Here is a 21,278-nt window from a genome sequence, read left to right on the forward strand (position 1 = left end):
ATTGTGAAACCAGAAACCTTAAATTTCTTCGATAAAGTTTACGAAGTTGCCAAGCAAATTCCTTACGGCAAAGTAACCAGCTATGGTGCTATTGCCAACTATCTGGGAGCAGCTAGAAGTGCACGCATAGTTGGTTATGCTATGAACGGTTCTGGAGCAAGAAACGTTCCCGCTCACCGTGTAGTAAATAGGAAAGGTTTACTAACCGGTAAACATCATTTTGATGGTACTAACCTTATGCAACAACTGTTAGAAAATGAGGGGATAGAGGTCGTTGACAACCAGATTCAGAATTTAGACAGTGTTTACTGGGATCCATCAAAAGAACTATAAGGTTATTGCTTAATAATCTTAAATTTATAAACGCTCTCTTATCGGTCTTTACTTTATAATATTGTCCCGATATTAAATCGCTAAGTTGATTATTATCATAATAAAAGCCTTCAAGATTAAGAGGATATTATTCCTGTTCTTGAAAGTTTGCATGCCGTAGCATTTGCCTTAAATTGACGAAAGAAAACCCAAAACAATCTATCCTGGTAAATTTAAGCGGAAGAGGAGACAAGGATTTAGATTATGTTATCGAGAATTATGAATTGCCCGAATAAATCAAAATACCTCTGGTTTTAAGCCCTAAACGCAGATAAAACTTCTAGCTTTTGGATTTTATCTTCTCTTAATTAATTATCTTTGTAGCTTAGATTAAAGCTAAAAAAATGAAGCTGAATAAAAAAGATATATTAAAGGCATTAGAGTCGATTACCGTACCGGGAGAAGGGCAAAATATGATTGAAAGTGGTGCCGTAACAAATGTGATTACATTTGGAGATGAGGTTATTGTAGATATTACCATTAAAAATCCAAGTTTACAAGCAAAGAAGCGTACCGAGGTAGATATATTAAAAACGATTCACGAGCAAATTTACGAAAAAGCTAAAATTACAGTAAATGTAAAGGTAGACGCGCCTGCAACGCCAAAAGCAAATGTTATTAAAGGTAATCCTATACCTGGAATTCAAAATATAGTAGCTGTAGCATCTGGTAAAGGTGGTGTTGGAAAATCTACAGTAACAGCAAATTTAGCAGTAACTCTTGCTAAAATGGGCTTTAAGGTGGGAGTTTTAGATGCCGATATTTACGGACCATCTATCCCTATTATGTTTGATGTTGAGGCAGAAAAACCTTTAGCGGTTAATATAGATGGGAAATCTAAAATGAAACCTATAGAGAATTATAACGTTAAGGTATTATCCATCGGGTTTTTTACACAACCTAACCAAGCAGTGGTTTGGAGAGGGCCAATGGCAGCAAAAGCATTAAATCAAATGATTTTTGATGCCCATTGGGGAGAGATCGATTTCTTGTTATTAGACTTACCTCCGGGAACAGGCGATATTCATTTAAGTATCATGCAATCACTCCCTATTACAGGAGCTGTTGTTGTTAGTACACCACAGAATGTAGCATTAGCCGATGCTAAAAAGGGTGTAGCTATGTTTCAGCAGGAGAGCATTAACGTGCCAGTTTTAGGAATTGTAGAAAATATGTCATATTTTACACCTGAAGAATTACCAGATAATAAATATTATATCTTCGGAAAAGAAGGGGCTAAGAATTTAGCTGAAGATTTAGAAGTGCCTTTCTTAGGCGGGTTACCATTAGTGCAAAGTATACGAGAAGCAGGAGACGTTGGTCGTCCGGCTGCACTACAAACAGGAACACAGTTAGAACAGGCATTTGAAAAACTAACTCAAAATGTTGTTGAAGAAGTTGTAAGGCGAAATGACGACTTGCCACCTACCGAAGCAATTAAAATTACAACCATGGCTGGATGTTCAGCTGTTAAAAAATAGGGTATGAGCACAGAAGAAGTTAGATTAAATGTAGAAAAAGCTTTAGAAGAAATTCGCCCGTTCCTTCAAAGTGATGGTGGCGATATTTCGTTATTATCCATTGAGGAAAACGACACATTGGTCAAAGTCCAGTTAAAAGGAAATTGCGTGAGCTGTAGCATCAATCAGATGACACTAAAATCTGGGGTTGAAATGACCATAAAAAAGTATGCGCCACAAATTGAACAAGTTATTAATATTGAATAGTTTAAGCGCTTTTCTCTTTTTTTTAAAACCAATCTAGGCTATTCGCTATATTGAAACAGGTACTTGCTTTTGATGGGATATAGCAATACGTTGTACAATCCGATTTACGCCATTTACAGTCAAAATCTAACAAGTCGATATCTTTAAAGTCTCTGTTGATTTTTATACATTGTTCATAAAGATCATGTATTGTTCTAAAATTCCTCGTATCGATACCGTTTTCTACAAGAAACCCTTTTAGATAATGGACAATGGCATATTGGGAATTTTTGCAAATTAAATGATTTGCAATATCTTCTCCAGGTTTAAAAAGTTCGTCATTAGCTTGATTCAATTTTTGAGAGGCATTAAAAAAATATTTACTAGCTTCATTTTTCATAGTAAATGTATTTAATGTTAGTAATAGCAATACCGTATCCATGCTAAATGCGGTAGCATGGAGAGTTTGTCTTAAGGAGTCTGCAGGATATGTTTACATATCTCTGTAAAGTTCTAGTCGCTCCCATTTCGAGTTAACTTCTGCTTGAGCCTGTTCCAGGAGCTTAGCTCCAAGTTCGGCATCGTCTTTAGCAACTCTGGAAAAACGAGTTTCATTATACATAAAGTCTTTAAGAGGTATCGATGGGGCTTTAGAATCTAATTTAAATTTCTTTCCTTTCGGTTTAGACGGGTCGAATCTAAATAACGGCCAATAACCACTTGCTACAGCTTTTTCTTGCTGTAAAGCACCGTCGGCAAGATCGTAGCCGTGTTCGCCACAATGCGAATAGGCAATTATAATGGATGGTCCGGGGTAAGCTTCGGCTTCTTCAATAGCTTTTAGCGTTTGAAGGTCTTTTGCGCCAATTGCAATTTGAGCAACATAAACGTTTTCATAAGAAACAGCTTGAAGCGCTAAACTTTTCTTGCTGGTTCGTTTACCAGATACAGAGAATTTCGCACTAGCACCTAGAGGGGTTGCTTTAGAAGTTTGTCCGCCGGTATTAGAATAAACCTCAGTATCTAACACCATAATGTTTATATCCTCACCAGAAGCTAGAATATGGTCTACACCGCCATAACCAATATCGTAAGCCCAACCATCACCACCTAAAATCCATACTGATTTCTTACGGAGATATTCGGTGAGTTGATATAGTTTTTTGGCATTTTCATCATCAATGCCTACCAGTTTGATTTTTAATTTATCAAGATTTTTGAAATTTTCTGCTTTCTCTGTTTCGGTCTTTTCAGGATTGTTAAGAATGGCGTCAACCAGTTCTTTTCCAACGTCTTTTTCAACAGATTTAAGCAAACTTACCGCAATTTCTTGTTTCTTACTTAAAGCTAATTTCATACCTAAACCGAATTCTGCATTATCTTCAAACAAGGAGTTTGCCCAGGCTGGGCCTCTACCAAATTCGTTCGTTTTATATGGTGTGGTTGGTAAGTTACCACCATAAATGGATGAGCACCCTGTTGCGTTTGCAATTAAAATACTATCTCCGTATAATTGGGTTAATAGTTTAATGTAAGGTGTTTCACCACAACCAGAACACGCACCCGAGAATTCAAATAGCGGATCTAAGAACTGCGAGCCTTTTATGTTTGTAATTTGTAATGCAGTTCTATTGTAATCAGGTAGATTAACAAAATAATCCCAGTTTACGTCCTCTTCGGCTTCAACTTTAAGCTTTTTGTGCATATTAATCGCTTTAAAGTTTTCATCTTCCTTACTTACTGCCGGACAAACAGCTACGCAAAGATCGCAACCCGTACAATCCTGTGGCGATACTTGAAGCACATAAGATTCTTCATTTTTATTAAAAGGTCTGCCTTTAGCTGCAATTGATTGTAGTGAGGCTGGGGCATTTAATAATTCATCATTACGCACAACCTTTGCTCTAATCGCTGCATGCGGGCAAATAGCAACACATTTATTACATTGCGTGCATAAGTCCACATCATCCCAAACCGGAACATTGTCTGCAATACCGCTTTTTTCATATTGAGTTGTTCCTGTTGGGAAGGTACCATCAACCGGAAACGCACTTACAGGAAGCTCATCTCCAAACCCGCCAAGAATTTTTTCTAATACCTCTGTAATAAATCCTTCAGGAGCATTTGTCATAGCAGTTTGGATATGCTTTTTACTTGTAATTTCTTTTGGATATGTTACTTTTTCAAGATTGGCAAGCGCATTATCAACAGCAGTAAAATTCATTTTAACGGTTCTTACTCCTTTATGGGAGTAAGACTTTACAATAGCATCTTTAATGCGTTGAATGGCTTCTTCTTTTGGCAGGATACCAGAAATAGCAAAGAAGCATGTTTGTAATACGGTATTGGTACGTTTACCGAGATTGGACTCCGCAGCGACTTTACTCGCATCAACGATATAAAAATTGGCTTCTTTATCAATAATCTCTTTTTGTGTTTTTTCAGGTAGATGATTCCAGATATCGTCTTTAGAATAGGGTGCATTTAATAAAAAGGTTCCACCATGCTTTAAATCGGCAAGCATATTATACTTTTCTATAAAATTGAATTGGTGGCTTGCTATAAAATCAGCCTTATCAATTAAATAGGATGAATAAATAGGTTTCGGACCAAAACGTAAATGGGAAATGGTTTGCGCTCCGGCTTTTTTAGAATCGTATACAAAATAGCCTTGTACAAAATTATCTGTGGTATTTCCAATAATTTTAATGGAGTTCTTGTTGGCTCCCACCGTTCCATCAGATCCTAATCCGTAAAACATACAGTTAAAAGTGTTGCTTTCGGTTTTAAAGGAATCGTCAATTGGTAAACTCTTAAACGTTACATCATCATTAATGCCAACTGTAAAATGGTTTTTAGGTTTATCGTCTAATAATTCGTCATAAATACCTTTAACCATTTGAGGTGTAAACTCTTTTGAAGATAAGCCGTAGCGACCACCAACAATAACAGGCATATCTCGATCACTTTCATTAAATGCTGTAACAACATCCAAATATAGAGGTTCTCCAACGCCGCCTGGTTCTTTAGTCCTATCCAGAACCGCTATTTTTTTAACGGTTTTGGGCAATTCATTAATAAAATGTTTAATTGAAAACGGTCTGAATAAACGAACAAACAATACGCCTACTTTTTCACCATGACGAACCATAGTTTCAACAGTTTCTCGTGCAGCACCTTCACCAGACCCCATGAGTATAATAATGCGTTCTGCTTCCGGGTGTCCTTCGTAATAAAATAAACTGTATTTGCGTCCCGTATGTTGGTAGAATTCATCCATGGTATCCTGAACAATCTCAGGTACGTTTTCGTAAAATGTATTGGCAGCTTCCCTAGCTTGAAAGAATACATCCGGATTTTGCGAAGTACCTCGTATTACCGGATGGTCTGGATCTAACGACCGCTTTTTATGCTCTAAAATCTTATCTTCGGGTATCATTGCCGTAATAACATCATCTGGAATAGAATCGATTTTAGAAATTTCATGAGACGTTCTAAAGCCATCAAAAATATTTAGAAAGGGAATTCTGGATTTTAACGTGGCTACTTGGGCTATAAGAGCAAAATCGTAAGCTTCTTGAACAGAGCCTCCAAATAACATAGAAAACCCTGTTTGCCTTGCTGCCATAACATCAGAATGATCTCCAAAAATTGAAAGCGCATGCGTTGCAACCGTTCTGGCGGCAACATGGATAACAGAGGGTAACAATTCGCCTGCCATTTTATACATATTAGGAATCATAAGTAGTAATCCTTGAGAAGCGGTAAATGTTGTGGTTAAAGCACCGGCTTGCAATGAACCATGAACAGCTCCTGCTGCGCCACCTTCACTTTGCATTTCTACAATCCTGGGAACATTACCCCAAATGTTTTTTTCTCCGTTAGAGCTAAATACATCAACATGTTCACCCATAGGGGATGCTGGAGTTATCGGGTATATGGCGCAAACCTCATTAGTTTTATGCGCAATTCTTGCAACTGCTTCATTTGCGTCACAAATTAATTTAGGAGTACGGCTTTTCATAATACATAAAATTTTAACGAAATGTTTGTTAAGTTATAAACTAAATAGCTGAAATTCTATGATTTATGTCAGGTGACGGTGTTAATGTTGGGGAGTTGTGATTTGTGATAATGGGGGTTTAGTATAATAGGGTATTATTTAATCGAGAAAGATTTTTCTTATATTTGATTTTACATATAATAGAAATAAACGCACCTTATGACGTTTATTCGGAAATATAAGGGGAATAAATACCATAAGGTGCGTCTATATAATTGTTACCTGCAATTTAAAGAAATGGATAAAAATAAATTAATACGAGAGTTTCAAGAAAAGAAAGAAAATTACAATAGACTTGGAAATAATATTGTTGAAGCTTTGAGAACATTTCTAAAAGAAGCAGACATCCCTTTTCTTGAGATATATTCTAGAGTAAAAAAATTCGATTCTTTTTACGAAAAAACAAAAAGAAAAGGATATAAAAATCCGTTTATAGATATTGAAGATATATGTGGAGTTCGAATAATTTGCTATTATGCTTCAGATATTAAAAGAATTGATGAAATTATTAGAAAAGAATTTTTAGTTATCGAGCAAGAAGACAAATCTGATTTATTGGGATTAAAAGAATTTGCCTATAGATCAAATCATTACATCGTAACTATAAATGATAGTTGGTTAGCTGCCCCAAACTACAGAAAGCTTAAAGGCTTAAAGGCCGAAATACAGACAAGGACCGTACTTATGCACGCATGGGCAGAAGTTGAACACAAGCTAAATTATAAGAGTGATGCTCAAGTCCCCGACAAATTTCAAAGAAAACTATTTCGCTTAAGTGCGAAATTTGAAGAAGCCGATGAACAATTCGAGGAATTAAGAATAGGTATTCAAGAATACAAAGAAACTATAAATGATAATATAGCTAAATCTAATAGCTTCAATTTAAAGCAAGATTTTAATCTAGAAACATTTAAAGCCTACATTAAATATAAATTTCCAGACGATTCAGAAAATTGGAAAGAAGATGATTTTTCATTGTTTTTTGACAATTTTGATGAAGACGGTGAGAATTTTGTTTCTATCGAAAAAACAATCGAAAAAATGCAACCTCATTATGAACAGATTCATAAAGATTTAGTTACACATAAATATGAAGGATTTGATTTACCAAAAACACTTTTATTAACTTGGTTTTCCCTTTATGTTACCAATCCAAAAAGAAAAGGAGAATTAGAATTTGATGAATCAGCGTGGGATATAGTCCTTAAGAAGTGGATTGAAAAAAAATTATAACTGCAGGTAACAATGTATAACCGCAATTACGGGCGGATTTGACTACGTCCGAATCCACTCGGAATTGCTAAAGTCAGTGCCAAACCGAAAATAAACGCATATTAACCCGTAACTGACGGTTATACGAGACCGTTATGGTCAATATAATTATGAAAAAAATAGCACTAATTACTCTAATCTCCACAGTATCATTCATGGTCTACTGTCAAAACAATAAGATACAATCAACTTCAATACCCAGAATTCAACTTATAGCTCGCCTCAATGCAGAAGACAGTGATACATTGTGGTCAATGGAGCTTGATGGCTCCAATCGACGTCAAATAGCGGATAGCGCGCTTTTATTCGACGGAGCGACGATTGTACATACGCCTATTCGTTCGCCTAATAACCGTTATGTAGCATTGTCTTTGGATGGTCCCAATGGTTATTTTAGAGGGCTTTTGGATTTAAAGGAGCAAACGAGTATCAAGATAATTGACGGAGGAGGTGTCCCCCATTTTAATTGGACATCAGATAGTGAAAATCTGATTTTTTACTCCGATGGAAAGCATTATAACTATAGTGTTTCAGAGCAAAAGTTAACTGAACGCACAACTATTTTTTCTATTGGTTTATTTCTTTTGCCTGGTGATAAAGAGTTTCTGGCAATGAAATCAGACGGTTTCTGGATTCATGACTTCAATGGCAAGCTTAAAAGAAAAGTGACGTTTAATTTTCCAGAAAATTGGAATATTAAATCCCCCATTGTATCCATCGACGGCAAACTTGTTTTTTTCAAAACCGACGGTGGACCAAGCATCATGGCACATTGGGCCTCTATAGAAACAGGAGAACTTTTAGGCAGCGAGAATGCCCGAAAGTTTCTAAAATCACGCGCCAGTCCGATATTCTCTGACAAACCAGACACGCTTTATTACTGGCGTGGAGATACGGTGCGCTATTTCAATCTTATAACACGTACATTTGAAGACGTACCATTGCACAGCCCCGCTACCTGGGAGTTTCACTCTTTAGGTTTACGGTCGTTATACAACGTTAATTAATTCTATTTGAAGTATCAATATGGCTAAGCAAGAATCGGAAAGCATTTTCAATACTTTTGAGATTAAAATATAGAGAGTTATCTATGCTGACAACCCCAGCTCCCGCTAGAATATTTTCTAGTGGCGGTAAAACAGCTAAAAACCCATTAATTTAAAAACACAAAAACCCATACTTTCCGTAAAAGCTTTTTATTATATACTTCCTTTTCACTGTTATTGTCACTAGAAAATATTCTAGCAGGAGACATATTTAGAAACAACGGTGTATATGTGCGTTTAATTGAAGTTGAGTGAATAATTTTTTTTGGATAATCTTTCTTGCCTTGCGTACGACAAAACACATATTTTCTGTATCTTTATCTAAGATTTGTGCAATAGGCACGCCATATATAAGAAATGACTATTTTTAGCTAACGTTAAGTTGGTTACGTATTTGTTAGCTTCTGATTTTCTTTCGAAAAAACCTCAAACTCAAACGTGCAACATCTCGTACATAAGCTTGATCCGTCCTGAAGTTTAAACAAATTGAAATGAAAAAAAATCTACTTTTCCTGTTTTGTATTATTATATGCATAAATAAAATCTACTCTCAAACAAATTGGGAATTGTTGAACCCTAAACCAACAGCTAATACTGGAAAAGATATTGATTTTGTGACAAATAATATTGGATACATTATTACGTCTAATGAATTATTGGAAACGCTGGACGCTGGCAATACTTGGTTAAAAAAACAAAATATATCTAGTGGAAATGATATGAGTTTTTACAATACAACAGGCTATATTGTTGGTAATTATGGATACGTGTTAAAATCTATAGATAACGGAACATCCTGGAGTCAAATATCTACAGGTTTTAATAATACATTTAATACTGTTAATATAATTGATGATAACAATATTATATTATCGACTTCAAATAGTGTGATAAAAACTGATGATGCCGGAGTAACCTGGGAAAGCTCAAGTATACCTAATGTAAGTGTAGTCAAAACTTTTTTCACATCTTTATTGGTAGGACATGCAGCTTGTTTAAATGGAGTTATCCTAAAAACTATTGATGGTGGAGAAACTTGGTACTCAACAAAAGACGACAGTAATATCATCCCTTCTAATTATTTTAACATCTACTTCATTAATGAAAACATTGGATTTGCAACAAGAGAACATGATTATATGTATAAAACTACTGATGGCGGAGAAACTTGGATAGAAATATCGGGATCAATTGAGGCAATATATGATTTTCATTTTTTAGATGAAAATAATGGATTTGCAACAGGAGATCATGGAGCTACCTATAAAACAAATGATGGAGGAAGTACATGGAGTCAAATTTTTTTTCAAAGTGGATTTGTATACAATACTTCTATGTATGGAATTTATTTTCAAGACAGTAATATTGGTTATGCCACTGGTGCGCGTGGACGTATTATTAAAACTACAGATGGAGGAGATACATGGACACCAGGTTCTGTAACTTATAATGATTTTAATGGTATTAAAATATTTGATACCGGTGTAGGTTTTGCTAGGTCAGGAAATAATTATTACAAGACTACTGATTTTGGAGATAATTGGTCTTTTATTTCTTCTACGAACCATTATACATATTGTAGTGGGTTTTATTTTGTTAATGAAAATATTGGTTATTCCATAGGAGGTGGAACGAACAGTATATCTGGAGATGTATTTAAAACATTAGATGGAGGAGTCACATGGAATCAATTAAATATTTACGTAGACGAAGGGCTAAGTTCTATTTTCTTTATAAATGAAGATATTGGTTTTATTTCTGGAGGTTTTAACCAAAGAAAAGTTATGAAAACTATTGATGGGGGAATTACATGGAATCAGGTTTCTAATCAAGAATTTGGTCAGATACAATTTGTTAGTGATTTGATTGGTTATGGTAATCGTATAGGAAACTATTATGGAGCTATGTACAAAACTATAGATGGTGGCAATACATGGAATATAAGTATTGAGTTGGAAGGTGAAGATATTAATGCATTTCATTTTGTCGATGAGAACAATGGGTATTTTGTCGGTGATCAAGGTTTAATCTATAAAACAAACGACGGCGGAACCAACTGGCAAGAATTAGAAATTCCATATGAATGGTATACAAAGGTTAATTTTTATTCAAAAAATATTGGCTATATAGCAGACGAGGATGGAAAACTCTATAAAACGGAAAACGGAGGTGTAAATTGGGAATATCTTACTCAACAATATGCTATAAATTCAATTGAACTTATTAACGAGAAAATCTATACAGTAGGTACAAATGGTAAAATTTACAGAAGTAATGTAGATTATGAAACCATGATTTTGCATATTAATCCTGCTGAAAACCTCACTAATTCAAGTGCTAGTTTAACTGGTAATGTTGCTTCTAATGGAGAATCTATTTCGAACATTCAATTTGAATATAGCATGGATTACTCGTTCAGTAATATTATTTCTACAATACCTGAAACCGTTGATGCAAATGAATCTTTGAATGTTTCTATTGATTTAGTTAACTTAGAGTCAAACACCACATATTACTATAGATTGACAGGAAAACAGAATTCAAATATTAATTCTTCTAGCCAAATTTTGAGTTTCACAACACTTCCCGATTATGAAATAACAACGAAATATACTTTTAATTTTTCATCCAATACTGCAGAAATTTCGGGTACTGTAGTTTCCAATGAACATGACATTACAAATGTGGAGTTTCAGTATGGTAAGAGTTCAGATGCTCTTAGTGGTACTTTAAGTGGAACACCAACATCTGTATTAGAAAATACAACAGAAAATGTTACTGCAAGTTTAATTAATTTAGAACCTGAAACGCAATACTTTTATAGAATAAAGGCAACACACCAAGGAGAAGATATTTATGGTGATATTCAGTCTTTTACAACTTATCCAGAATACGATATAAATCTTTATGGACCAAGTATTAATGGAACAGATGTTACATTATCAGCATATTTGACTTCTCATAATCAAGATATAACAGATATCGTGTTTGAATACGGAACTATTGATTACAGAAACAATATTTCAACCAATCCTTCTCGAGTCAACGCTAACAGTACAAACTATGTTAGTACAACAATAACTAACTTAGATGTAAATTCAAATTACTTTTTTAGATTAAAAGCTATTCATAATGGAGAAACTATTTATAGCAAAGAAGGAATTTTTAATTTTTCAGGAGATATTATAATGGTTAGCGGAACAATAGAAGAAACTCAAACAAATTCTTTAGAATTTAAAGGATTAATTAATAGCTATGGAGCTTATTTAACAGATATTCATTTCGAATATGGGGTTACAGACAGTTTTGGTTCATCAATAGCAGGAACGCCAAATTTTGCTTATGATTATAATACTAACTTGATAACTAGTTTAATCAACAACCCGTTGCCAAATCAAACTTATTACTACAGACTAGTTGCCACTAATAATGGGAATATAGTTTATTCAGATACTTATCAATATACAACAGGTACATTGAGCCTTACAGATTTTGATTTAGAAAAAGAAATATCAATATATCCAAACCCAACAACTGATTTTGTGAACATTAAATCTAATGTTTCTGAAAAAGCTAAGTCCGTTGAATTTTATAATGCTTTAGGTAAACGTATTTATTATGAGAATGTTTTTAATATTTCTGATATAAAAATTAATGTATCTAACTTCAGAAAAGGGCTATACTTCATAAAAGTAAATTTTGAAAGTACGAAAGTAGTATCATCAAAATTAATATTGAATTAAAAACACGATTATCACCTCTGTTAGAATATTTTTTATCAAGGGCAAAATAGCTAAACATACATTGCTTTGAAAAGGCAAAAGTTCATACTTTCTGTAAAAACTTTTTTATTATATTCTTTCTATTCGGAGAAGTTTGTGCTGGAACTGACGAAGGTAATGATACAATAAGGGTAAGAATCGCAGAACATTTGGAATTAAATGATGATTGTCCCAATAGCCTTGATTAATGTATCTAATCTTTACTCAGCATGCAACCAAGCCTTTTTCTCAAGCAACGTCTCTTCAGATTCAACATGGTCTTCATCAGGCACACAACAATCTACTGGACAAACCGAAGCACACTGGGGCTCTTCATGAAACCCTTTACACTCTGTACATTTTTCTGGAACGATATAATAAAATTCATCAGATATCGGGTCGTTCATTTCATCGGCATCAGCTTCGTCTCCATTTGGAAGTGTAACGCTACCGCTTAAGGCAGTTTCATCTGCATAAGCCCATTCCTGATCTGGTTCATAAATTGCATTGTTGGGACATTCTACGATGCAGGCATCACAATTAATACACTCATCTGTTATAATAATAGCCATAATTAAACATTTAAGAAAATAATATTTGTAAATTTAAATTAGTTTTTAGAGCTTTAAGTGATAAAAATCATATTAAGAACCTTAAAAAGAAATTATATTTCGTATCTAATATACGCTTTTAGCTTAAATTTTGCTAATTCTAAATCATTAAATATCACATGGCTACAACACAATCAAACACACAGCATGAAGTTCTCGAAGCTGTAATTATTAGGTTCGTGGGAGATTCTGGAGACGGTATGCAACTAACAGGAACACAGTTTTCTGACACCTCTGCAATGTTTGGTAACGACATAGCCACATTTCCCAATTATCCGGCAGAAATAAGAGCGCCACAAGGTAGTTTGTATGGGGTTTCGGGTTTTCAGGTACATATTGGAAGTGTTGAAATTAGTACGCCTGGTGATGAGGTAGACTTATTGGTAGCGATGAACCCTGCAGGGTTAAAAACAAACCTGCATGCAGTAAAACCTGGCCATACTATTATTGTAGACACAGATGCCTTTACAAAGAAGAATTTAGAAAAAGCACAATACGATTCTAATCCCTTAGAAGATAATAGCCTTGAGAATTATCGGGTTATTGAGGTTTCTATGACGTCGTTAACTAAAGAAACATTAAAGGACGTTCAAGGGTTGGATAATAAGAGTATTACCAGAAGTAAAAACATGTTTGCTTTAGGTATGGTGTATTGGATGTATGATCGCTCACCCGATTATACCATAGACTTTTTTAACAAAAAGTTTAAATCGAAACCAGAAATTATTGAAGCCAATACAAAGGTATTGAATGCCGGTTTTTATTTTGCTGAAACTTTAGAACTCATCCCAAATGCTTATTCCATATCACCAGCAAAAATGCCTGCAGGAACTTATAGGATTATTATGGGGAATACGGCAACTGCCTGGGGATTCTTAGCTGCGGCTGAAAAAGCTGGTTTGGAGCTGTTCTTGGGATCGTATCCTATTACACCAGCTTCCGATATTCTTCATGAATTGGTTAAACATAAACATTTTGGTGTAAAAGCACTTCAAGCGGAAGATGAAATTGCAGGTATTACCTCTGCGATAGGCGCTTCTTTTGCTGGAGATTTAGCCATTACTACAACATCAGGACCAGGCTTGGCTTTAAAAGGAGAAGCCCTTGGTTTAGCGATGATGATAGAATTACCCTTAGTAGTTGTTAATGTGCAACGTGGCGGTCCCTCTACAGGGCTACCCACAAAAACAGAACAATCGGATTTACTACAGTCTATGTACGGTAGAAATGGTGAGAGTCCTGTTATAGTTATTGCAGCAAGCACACCCGCTAACTGTTTTAATTTTGCGTATCAGGCAGCTAAAATGACTTTAGAGCATATGACGCCTGTTGTTTTATTAACAGATGGCTATATAGCAAATGGCTCGGCACCTTGGAAAATACAGTCTGCTAAAGACATGTCAGAAATAAAGAACAATATCGTTTCAGAATACCATGAAAATTGGCATCCTTATGATAGAGATAAGGAAACACTCGCTCGTAATTGGGCCATTCCGGGAACGCCTCAATTTGAACATAGGGTAGGTGGCTTAGAAAAAGATAGGATTTCAGGTAATGTTTCTTATGTTCCCGAAAACCATGAATACATGACCAAAATTCGGGCTGAAAAAATTAAACGGGTGCAAAATTACATCCCAGATCTAACTACAGAATTTGAAGAAGAAGGCGATTTATTGGTTGTAGGTTGGGGAGGTACTTACGGTTCGTTGCATACGGCTGTTAAGAAGTTGAATGAAGAAGAAGGTTTTAGCAACATAGGCTTGGCCCATTTTAATTATATTAATCCCTTACCTAAAAATACAGAAGACGTTTTTAGTAAATTCAAAAAGATCGTTGTTTGCGAATTAAATAACGGACAGTTTGCTAAAATTTTAAAAATCAATTTTAATAATTTAAATTTATTAGAATATAATAAGGTACAAGGACTTCCTTTCGGAAATGGAGAGTTGGCAGAAAAATTTAAACAATTATTAGTAAAATAAGTAAGTTATGGAAACAGCTGCAAAAAAATACACTTTTAAAGACTTTGCTAGTGATCAGGAAGTAAGATGGTGTCCGGGTTGCGACGACTACGTTATTTTACGGGCCATGCAAAAAGCTCTTCCAGACATGGACGTTAAAAAAGAAGATGTCGTATTTATTTCTGGTATAGGCTGCTCCTCACGATTCCCTTATTATATGGATTCTTATGGCATGCATAGTATACACGGTCGTGCTCCTGCCATTGCTACAGGTGTTAAAATAGCAAATCCAGACTTAAGTGTGTGGGTTATTACCGGAGATGGCGATTCTATGGCTATTGGAGGTAATCATTTTATCCATGTACTACGCCGAAATGTCGATTTAAATATTATCCTTTTCAATAATGAGATTTACGGTTTAACAAAAGGGCAATTTTCACCAACCTCGCTTGTTGGTCAGAAAACAAAATCATCCCCTTACGGAAATACACAGCCCCCTTTTTCTCCCGGTGAATTAGCCATTGGCGCACAAGCCCGATTTTTTGCCAGAATAGGAGGAAATACTCCTAAAGAAATGACAGACCTTTTTATAGAAGCCGAAAAGTTTAAAGGGACGTCTTTAATAGAAGTATTACAAAATTGTCCTATCTTTAATGATGGTTGTTTTACAGAATATACAGATAAGAAAGTAAGGGAGGACAAACAACTATATGTTAGACATGGCGAGCCGATGATTTTCGGAAAAGAAAAAAACAAAGGTTTAGTCTTAAACGGTTTAAAGTTGGAAGTCGTTACCATAGGCGAAAACGGAATAACAGAAAAAGATATATTAATTCATAATGCCAAAGAACAAGACCCAACATTGCATCAAATGCTAGTTAGGTTACGTTACCCTTTAGTAACTGGTATTATTAGGAGCTACGAAGATGTCACTTTAGAAGAAAGAATCGATGTCTTAACTGCCGAAGTAAAGAGCAAATCTAAATTTAATAAAACAGACGATCTGTTTTTCTCGGGAGATATTTATCAGGTGTTTTAATTTAAAACATAACATAAATGGGCTCAGAAGCCATCATTGTATTTTTAATTGCGGGCATTGTTTTGGTCGCAGGGGCAAACTTTTTGTCTAATTTAATATCGCCAAAATCAGATAATCCGCAAAAACGAGAGCCATACGAAAGTGGTATGGTAACCAAAGGCCCAACATGGGTTCAGTTTAAAGTGGGCTATTATTTGTTTGCCATTCTTTTCTTAATTTTTGATGTTGAGGTTGCATTTTTAGTTCCCTGGGCGGTTGTTTTTAAAGATATTGGATTTGTTGCTTTAATAGAAATAGTCATATTTCTGTTCATCCTAGGATTAGGATTGTTGTATGCATGGAAGAAAGGAGCGTTAAAATGGGAGTAGACGATAAAAAAAGATATATCTCTGAGGTTCAAGATAGAGACCATAAATTTCCGAAAGATTTTCCGGGAAAAGTTATTCCTGCCGGAAATGGAGCTAACATGATCGTTACCTCGTTAGACCAAATCATTAACTGGGGACGAGCAAACTCGCTTTGGTCGCTTTATTTTGGTACCAGTTGCTGTGCTATTGAAATGATGCAAACAGGGGCTGCCCGGCATGATTATTCCCGATTTGGTTTTGAAGTGGCTCGCCCTTCGCCCCGTCAGGCAGATTTAATCATTATAGCAGGAACTATAGTTAATAAAATGGCGCCTGTATTGAGGCGTTTATACGACCAGATGGCAGAGCCAAAGTATGTTATAGCCATGGGAGCATGTGCTATTTCTGGCGGACCGTTTTTTTATAATACGTATTCCGTGGTAAAAGGAGCAGACCATGTTATTCCTGTAGATGTTTACGTTCCGGGGTGTCCGCCACGTCCTGAAGCCTTGCTGGAGGGTATGCTGATGCTTCAAGATAAAATTAGAACCGAAAGTTTAAAAAACAAAGAAAACCCGATTGAAGGATTTGATGAAGGACTTTAATCGCAAAAAATTCTCCGAGGCTCTGCCTTGGAGTATCCGTTGAAATTGTCATTCCCGTAAAAACGGGAATCTAAATAACAGAATTTCGATTTTTGAACAGAAAGTTCAAAATTAAATGAGCTAAATATTTCTATGACTTTGCCTCTAGAATAGTTCGTTTTAAGAAATTCTTTATAAAATAAAACTTATGACCAACGAAGCCTTACAAAACTTAATAACTAATTGGATGCCTGATTTAGAGTTTACCGAAGAAGCATCCCAGTTTTTAAATGTTACGGTTTCGCCCGAAAACCTTCATCAATTAATGACAGAATTAAAAAATAATAACGAAACTAAATTCGATTATTTGTTTTGTTTAAGTGGTGTTGATTGGAATCCTGAACTAGGCGTTGTGTATCATTTAGAATCCACAATTCATAGGCATACTATTGTTGTAAAAGTAAAAATAGCAGATCGGGAAAACCCTACTCTAGATACAGTATGCGATATATGGAGAACTGCCGAATTCCACGAACGTGAAGTGTTTGATTTCTTCGGAATAAAATTCAATAATCATCCCAATTTAAAACGCCTGTTTTTAACAGACGAGTGGGAAGGATTTCCGTTAAGAAAAGACTATGAAGACGCTATTAATATGGTTATTAAATAAGTAAATATGGATACAGTTGCCGTAAATAATAACTTTAAATCTGAGGAGTATTTCATTAACATGGGGCCTCAGCATCCGGCAACACACGGAGTCCTCCGTCTTTTATTAACTATTGATGGCGAGATTATTAAAAAAGTAGAGCCAGATTTAGGATATATTCACCGATCTATCGAAAAAATGAGCGAGCGTGATAGTTATCAGCAAATAGTTCATTTAACAGATAGAATGGATTATTTATCATCTCATATTAACAATGAAGCTGTTTGTTTAACAGTAGAAAATGCTTTAGAGTTAGAAATTCCGGAGCGTGTAAAAGTTATTCGGACCATTTTAGGCGAGTTAACAAGAATTGCTTCCCACTGTTTATGGTGGGGTGTTATGGGTATGGATGTTGGAGCGTTAACCACTTATTTCTATGGGTTCAGAGATCGTGAAATGATCAATGATATTTTCGAAGAAACCTGTGGTGCGCGCTTAACCATGAACTATAATATTCCCGGAGGGTTAATGTTCGATATTCATCCAAATTTTGTAAAACGAACCAAAGATTTTATTGCGCATTTTAAAACAAAGCTTCCGGAATACGATACCCTTTTAACCGGAAATGTCATTTTTCAAAAACGGATGAAAGGCGTTGGTATATTAACCAAAGAAGATGCTATTTCGTTCGGAGCTTCTGGTCCTGTTGGACGTGGTTCGGGGTACTCATGCGATGTTAGAAAACACCATCCGTATAGTGCTTACGATAGAGTGACCTTTAAAGAATCCTTAAAAACAGATGGAGACAGTCTATCACGATATCAAGTTAGAATTCAGGAAATGTGGGAGTCCATTGCGATTATAGAACAATTAATCGATAACATTCCAGAAGGCGAGCATAAAGTAACCACCAAAGTCGTGATTAAATTACCTCCAGGAGAATATTATCAAAAAGTTGAAACTGCTCGTGGCGAACTAGGTGTTTACGTAATAAGTACAGGAACTAAAAACCCGTATCGTGTTAAGTTTCGATCTCCCGGGTTTTCAAATTTGTCATTACTCAATCATATAGCGGTAGGTGGGAAAATTGGTGATTTAGTGGCAACTATGGCAACATTGGATCTTGTGATACCGGATATTGATAGATGAGGGAAGAGCGATGACCGGTGATAGGTGTTTGATGATAGAGAAAGAAGAAATTAACTAGTAGAAAAAGAGTTTAATAAATTTTATAAAGAATCATTTCATTTAATGAATGATATGATTCATTTAGAAATAAATTATAATGTTTAGTTTAATCATGCAATATTGGTCATTTATCATCGGTCTTCAGTCACCGGTCACCAATCTTCCGTCTTCTATCTCCGGTCATCCATCATTAAACATAACCGAAACCATACAAAATTGGCTTATTGGCACGATGTCAGAAGGAACAGCAAACATCTTAGCAATGGTCATAGTCGCTTTAATCTATTTAGGGATTTTTTCTGTTGCCGGATTGTTTTTGGTACTCCTCGAACGTAGGGTGGCTGCTTGGTTTCAGTTGCGTATAGGTCCAAATCGTGTTGGCCCTCTAGGATTATTACAAACCATGGCAGATGCTTTAAAACTGGTTTCAAAAGAACTAACAGGAACTGTAAAAGCTGATAAGTTTTTATACAATTTAGCGCCCTATTTTGTTATTGTAACGGCGTTGATGGCATTAGCTGTTCTGCCGTTTACACAAGGTTTTCAAGCATTTGATGTTAATATAGGTATCTTCTTTTTAATAGCCGTTTCATCCATTGGGGTGATAGGTATTCTATTAGGAGGTTGGAGTAGTAATAATAAGTTTGCTCTAATTGGTGCAATGCGTAGTGGGGTTCAAACGATAAGTTATGAGTTGTCTGTTGGTTTGTCTTTATTGACCATGATTTTATTGACAGGCACATTACAACTTTCAGAAATTATCGAAGTCCAGAAAGGGGGTTGGCTCATCGTACAAGGACATATTCCGGCTATCATTGCTTTTATGATTTTTATGATATCAGGAACGGCTGAAACGAACAGAGCGCCTTTTGATATGGTTGAAGCCGAATCGGAACTTGGCGCAGGTTTTCATACGGAATATTCAGGTATGAAATTCGCTTATTTCTTTTTAGCAGAGTTTATAAACATGTTTATTATAGCAGCCATTGGAGCAACTGTATTCTTTGGAGGTTGGTTATCGCCTTTCGGAATAACAGAATCTATCCCATGGCTGGGTGTATTCTGGTTTTTAGGAAAAACATTTGTTTTAATATTCCTAATGATGTGGTTTAGATGGACATTCCCACGATTACGGGTTGACCAATTATTGACGCTCGAATGGAAATATCTATTGCCAATCAACTTGGTGAATATCGTTGTTATGGCAATAGTGGTTTGGCTCAACTTAATTATAAGTTGGTAAGTAAAATGGCAGTCTGAGACCTGTGTTAAAAATTTTAACTAGTGTATGGAATGACGTCATCGGGTGTCATTCGGAAGCCTGCCTGTCGGCAGACAGGGAGGTACGACTGAAGAATCTTTAGAGATTAATTATAAAGATTCTTCGCTGCGCTCTGAATGACAAACGATTGAAAAATTAAGTACTTATAAGAAATGTCAATGGTAGCGCAGTCGAAGACAATGTAAGTTTTAGTTTTTAAAAGCATTTCGACCGCGCTCAATGTGACAAAACAAAATATAATGACGAACTATCGGAAACAGTTAGAGGTTTGAAAATAATATTTGATTGAAAATTTTAAAGCGTATGAGTTATTTTTCAGATATATACAAAGGGATAAAGACGCTGCTTAAGGGTATGGGTGTTACTGGAAAGTACTTTATAACCTCGCGAAAAGGAGCCATAACGCAGCAATATCCAGATAACCGTAATACCTTAAAGATGTTTGAACGTTTTCGAGGAGAAGTGGTGATGCCTCATGATGAAAATAACGAGCACACATGTACAGGTTGTCAAAAATGTGAGATAGCATGCCCTAATGGAAGTATTGAGATTATTTGGGACAGGGGTATTGATGAAACCACAGGTAAAAAGAAGAAAAAAATTGATAAACATGTTTATCATTTAGGACTATGTACCATGTGTGGTTTATGCATAGAGGCATGTCCTACCGATGCTATCGTTTGGGCTCAGAATTATGAGAATTCCGTTTACGATAGAAGCACGCTAACAAAGGTGTTAAACAGACCAGGATCAAGAGTTAAACCAGGGACAGAAGATTAAGCCTATGGAGAAATATATATTTTACGTTTTAGCAGTTATAATGATTGTTTTTGCATTTGCTTCGGTTACAAGTAGAAAAATGCTTCGGTCTGTTATCTATCTCCTATTTGTGCTTTGCGGTATAGCAGGGCTCTATTTTTTAATCGATTACAACTTTTTGGCGGCCATACAATTAACGGTTTATGCAGGTGGCATCATAGTGCTTATAATATTCTCTGTACTGTTGGTACATCATATTGAAATGGAGTTGGAAGTCGCAAAACGATTCAAACAAATTCTAACAGGCTTAGCCTGTTTAGCAGGATTAGGCGTTTTTCTCTACACCATATACAATCATGATTTTAATGTCATTGAAAATTCAAAAACTACGACAACAGCAGAAATAGGTTCAAAATTATTGAGCTATGAAGCTGGCGGATTCATTTTGCCGTTCGAAGTCATAAGTATTCTGTTATTAGCTGCAATGGTTGGAGCGATAATAATTGCTAAAGGGAAAAAATTGGAATCTAGAAGTAAGGTGCTGGAAGAAGGAAGTGAAAAAGAATAAAATGAAAGAACAAAAGAAATATAATATTATAACATCGGTCTACCATCATCGGTGGTCCGACTTAAATCAA

The 21,278-nt window shown here is 35.5% G+C and carries 18 protein-coding genes; 15 read left to right on the plus strand and 3 right to left on the minus strand.

Translation table 11 applies throughout. The features are described 5' to 3' along the window. Positions 1–3 precede the first annotated feature (3 nt). The 3 genes from C1H87_RS14900 to C1H87_RS14915 all read left to right on the plus strand — a co-directional run bounded on the left by C1H87_RS14900 (position 4) and on the right by C1H87_RS14915 (position 2,099). Entirely contained in the window at positions 4–333 is a 330-nt protein-coding gene (locus C1H87_RS14900) for an MGMT family protein (protein ID WP_102756573.1), read from the plus strand. Positions 334–716: 383 nt separating this feature from the next. After that, complete coding sequence (locus tag C1H87_RS14910) at positions 717–1,853, plus strand: Mrp/NBP35 family ATP-binding protein (protein WP_102756574.1); 1,137 nt, start codon at positions 717–719, stop codon at positions 1,851–1,853. Positions 1,854–1,856: 3 nt separating this feature from the next. Further along, the gene (locus tag C1H87_RS14915; protein WP_102756575.1) at positions 1,857–2,099 is read left to right on the plus strand and encodes a NifU family protein; all 243 of its coding nucleotides are present in this window, start codon (positions 1,857–1,859) and stop codon (positions 2,097–2,099) included. A 22-nt stretch (positions 2,100–2,121) separates the two neighbouring features. On the opposite strand, the gene C1H87_RS14920 is transcribed toward C1H87_RS14915, so the two are convergent. Further along, a complete protein-coding gene (locus tag C1H87_RS14920) occupies positions 2,122–2,478 on the minus strand; it encodes a HEPN domain-containing protein (protein ID WP_102756576.1) in 357 nt (118 codons plus the stop codon). 93 nt (positions 2,479–2,571) lie between these two features. Continuing rightward, a complete protein-coding gene (nifJ, locus tag C1H87_RS14925) occupies positions 2,572–6,102 on the minus strand; it encodes a pyruvate:ferredoxin (flavodoxin) oxidoreductase (RefSeq protein ID WP_102756577.1) in 3,531 nt (1,176 codons plus the stop codon). Positions 6,103–6,378: 276 nt separating this feature from the next. On the opposite strand from nifJ, the gene C1H87_RS14930 reads away from it, so the two are divergent. From C1H87_RS14930 to C1H87_RS14940, 3 genes are all read left to right on the plus strand, one after another. Then, positions 6,379–7,374, plus strand: a complete 996-nt coding sequence (locus tag C1H87_RS14930; RefSeq protein WP_158655236.1) for a GTP pyrophosphokinase — start codon at positions 6,379–6,381, stop codon at positions 7,372–7,374. 404 nt (positions 7,375–7,778) lie between these two features. Next, entirely contained in the window at positions 7,779–8,420 is a 642-nt protein-coding gene (locus tag C1H87_RS14935; RefSeq protein ID WP_158655237.1) for a hypothetical protein, read from the plus strand. A gap of 530 nt (positions 8,421–8,950) precedes the next feature. Next, the gene (locus tag C1H87_RS14940) at positions 8,951–12,202 is read left to right on the plus strand and encodes a T9SS type A sorting domain-containing protein (RefSeq protein ID WP_102756580.1); all 3,252 of its coding nucleotides are present in this window, start codon (positions 8,951–8,953) and stop codon (positions 12,200–12,202) included. A gap of 239 nt (positions 12,203–12,441) precedes the next feature. Here the strand turns inward: C1H87_RS14940 and C1H87_RS14945 are convergent, their stop codons facing one another. Further along, a complete protein-coding gene (locus C1H87_RS14945) occupies positions 12,442–12,792 on the minus strand; it encodes a 4Fe-4S dicluster domain-containing protein (protein ID WP_102756581.1) in 351 nt (116 codons plus the stop codon). Between the two features lie 158 nt (positions 12,793–12,950). Between C1H87_RS14945 and C1H87_RS14950 the strand changes: the two genes are divergently transcribed. From C1H87_RS14950 to C1H87_RS14990, 9 genes are all read left to right on the plus strand, one after another. Then, positions 12,951–14,813, plus strand: a complete 1,863-nt coding sequence (locus C1H87_RS14950; RefSeq protein WP_102756582.1) for a 2-oxoacid:acceptor oxidoreductase subunit alpha — start codon at positions 12,951–12,953, stop codon at positions 14,811–14,813. A 7-nt stretch (positions 14,814–14,820) separates the two neighbouring features. After that, positions 14,821–15,831 (plus strand): 2-oxoacid:ferredoxin oxidoreductase subunit beta, encoded by a 1,011-nt coding sequence (locus tag C1H87_RS14955; RefSeq protein WP_102756583.1) that lies wholly within the window; start codon positions 14,821–14,823, stop codon positions 15,829–15,831. A 17-nt stretch (positions 15,832–15,848) separates the two neighbouring features. Next, positions 15,849–16,199 carry an NADH-quinone oxidoreductase subunit A gene (locus C1H87_RS14960; protein WP_102756584.1) on the plus strand — a complete coding sequence of 117 codons (351 nt, stop codon included), beginning with the start codon at positions 15,849–15,851 and terminating at the stop codon, positions 16,197–16,199. Between the two features lie 98 nt (positions 16,200–16,297). After that, complete coding sequence (locus C1H87_RS14965; RefSeq protein ID WP_158655346.1) at positions 16,298–16,783, plus strand: NADH-quinone oxidoreductase subunit B; 486 nt, start codon at positions 16,298–16,300, stop codon at positions 16,781–16,783. A gap of 187 nt (positions 16,784–16,970) precedes the next feature. Further along, positions 16,971–17,432, plus strand: a complete 462-nt coding sequence (locus tag C1H87_RS14970) for an NADH-quinone oxidoreductase subunit C (protein WP_102756586.1) — start codon at positions 16,971–16,973, stop codon at positions 17,430–17,432. A 6-nt stretch (positions 17,433–17,438) separates the two neighbouring features. Further along, positions 17,439–18,560, plus strand: a complete 1,122-nt coding sequence (locus C1H87_RS14975) for an NADH-quinone oxidoreductase subunit D (RefSeq protein WP_102756587.1) — start codon at positions 17,439–17,441, stop codon at positions 18,558–18,560. A 136-nt stretch (positions 18,561–18,696) separates the two neighbouring features. After that, entirely contained in the window at positions 18,697–19,842 is a 1,146-nt protein-coding gene (gene nuoH, locus C1H87_RS14980) for an NADH-quinone oxidoreductase subunit NuoH (RefSeq protein ID WP_233783161.1), read from the plus strand. Positions 19,843–20,166: 324 nt separating this feature from the next. Further along, positions 20,167–20,661: a 4Fe-4S binding protein gene (locus C1H87_RS14985; RefSeq protein WP_233783163.1), complete on the plus strand. Its 495-nt coding sequence runs from the start codon at positions 20,167–20,169 to the stop codon at positions 20,659–20,661. 4 nt (positions 20,662–20,665) lie between these two features. Beyond that, positions 20,666–21,208, plus strand: a complete 543-nt coding sequence (locus C1H87_RS14990; RefSeq protein WP_102756589.1) for an NADH-quinone oxidoreductase subunit J family protein — start codon at positions 20,666–20,668, stop codon at positions 21,206–21,208. Positions 21,209–21,278 lie beyond the last annotated feature (70 nt).

Origin of the sequence: Flavivirga eckloniae (assembly GCF_002886045.1) — a bacterium.
Taxonomy (GTDB): domain Bacteria; phylum Bacteroidota; class Bacteroidia; order Flavobacteriales; family Flavobacteriaceae; genus Flavivirga; species Flavivirga eckloniae.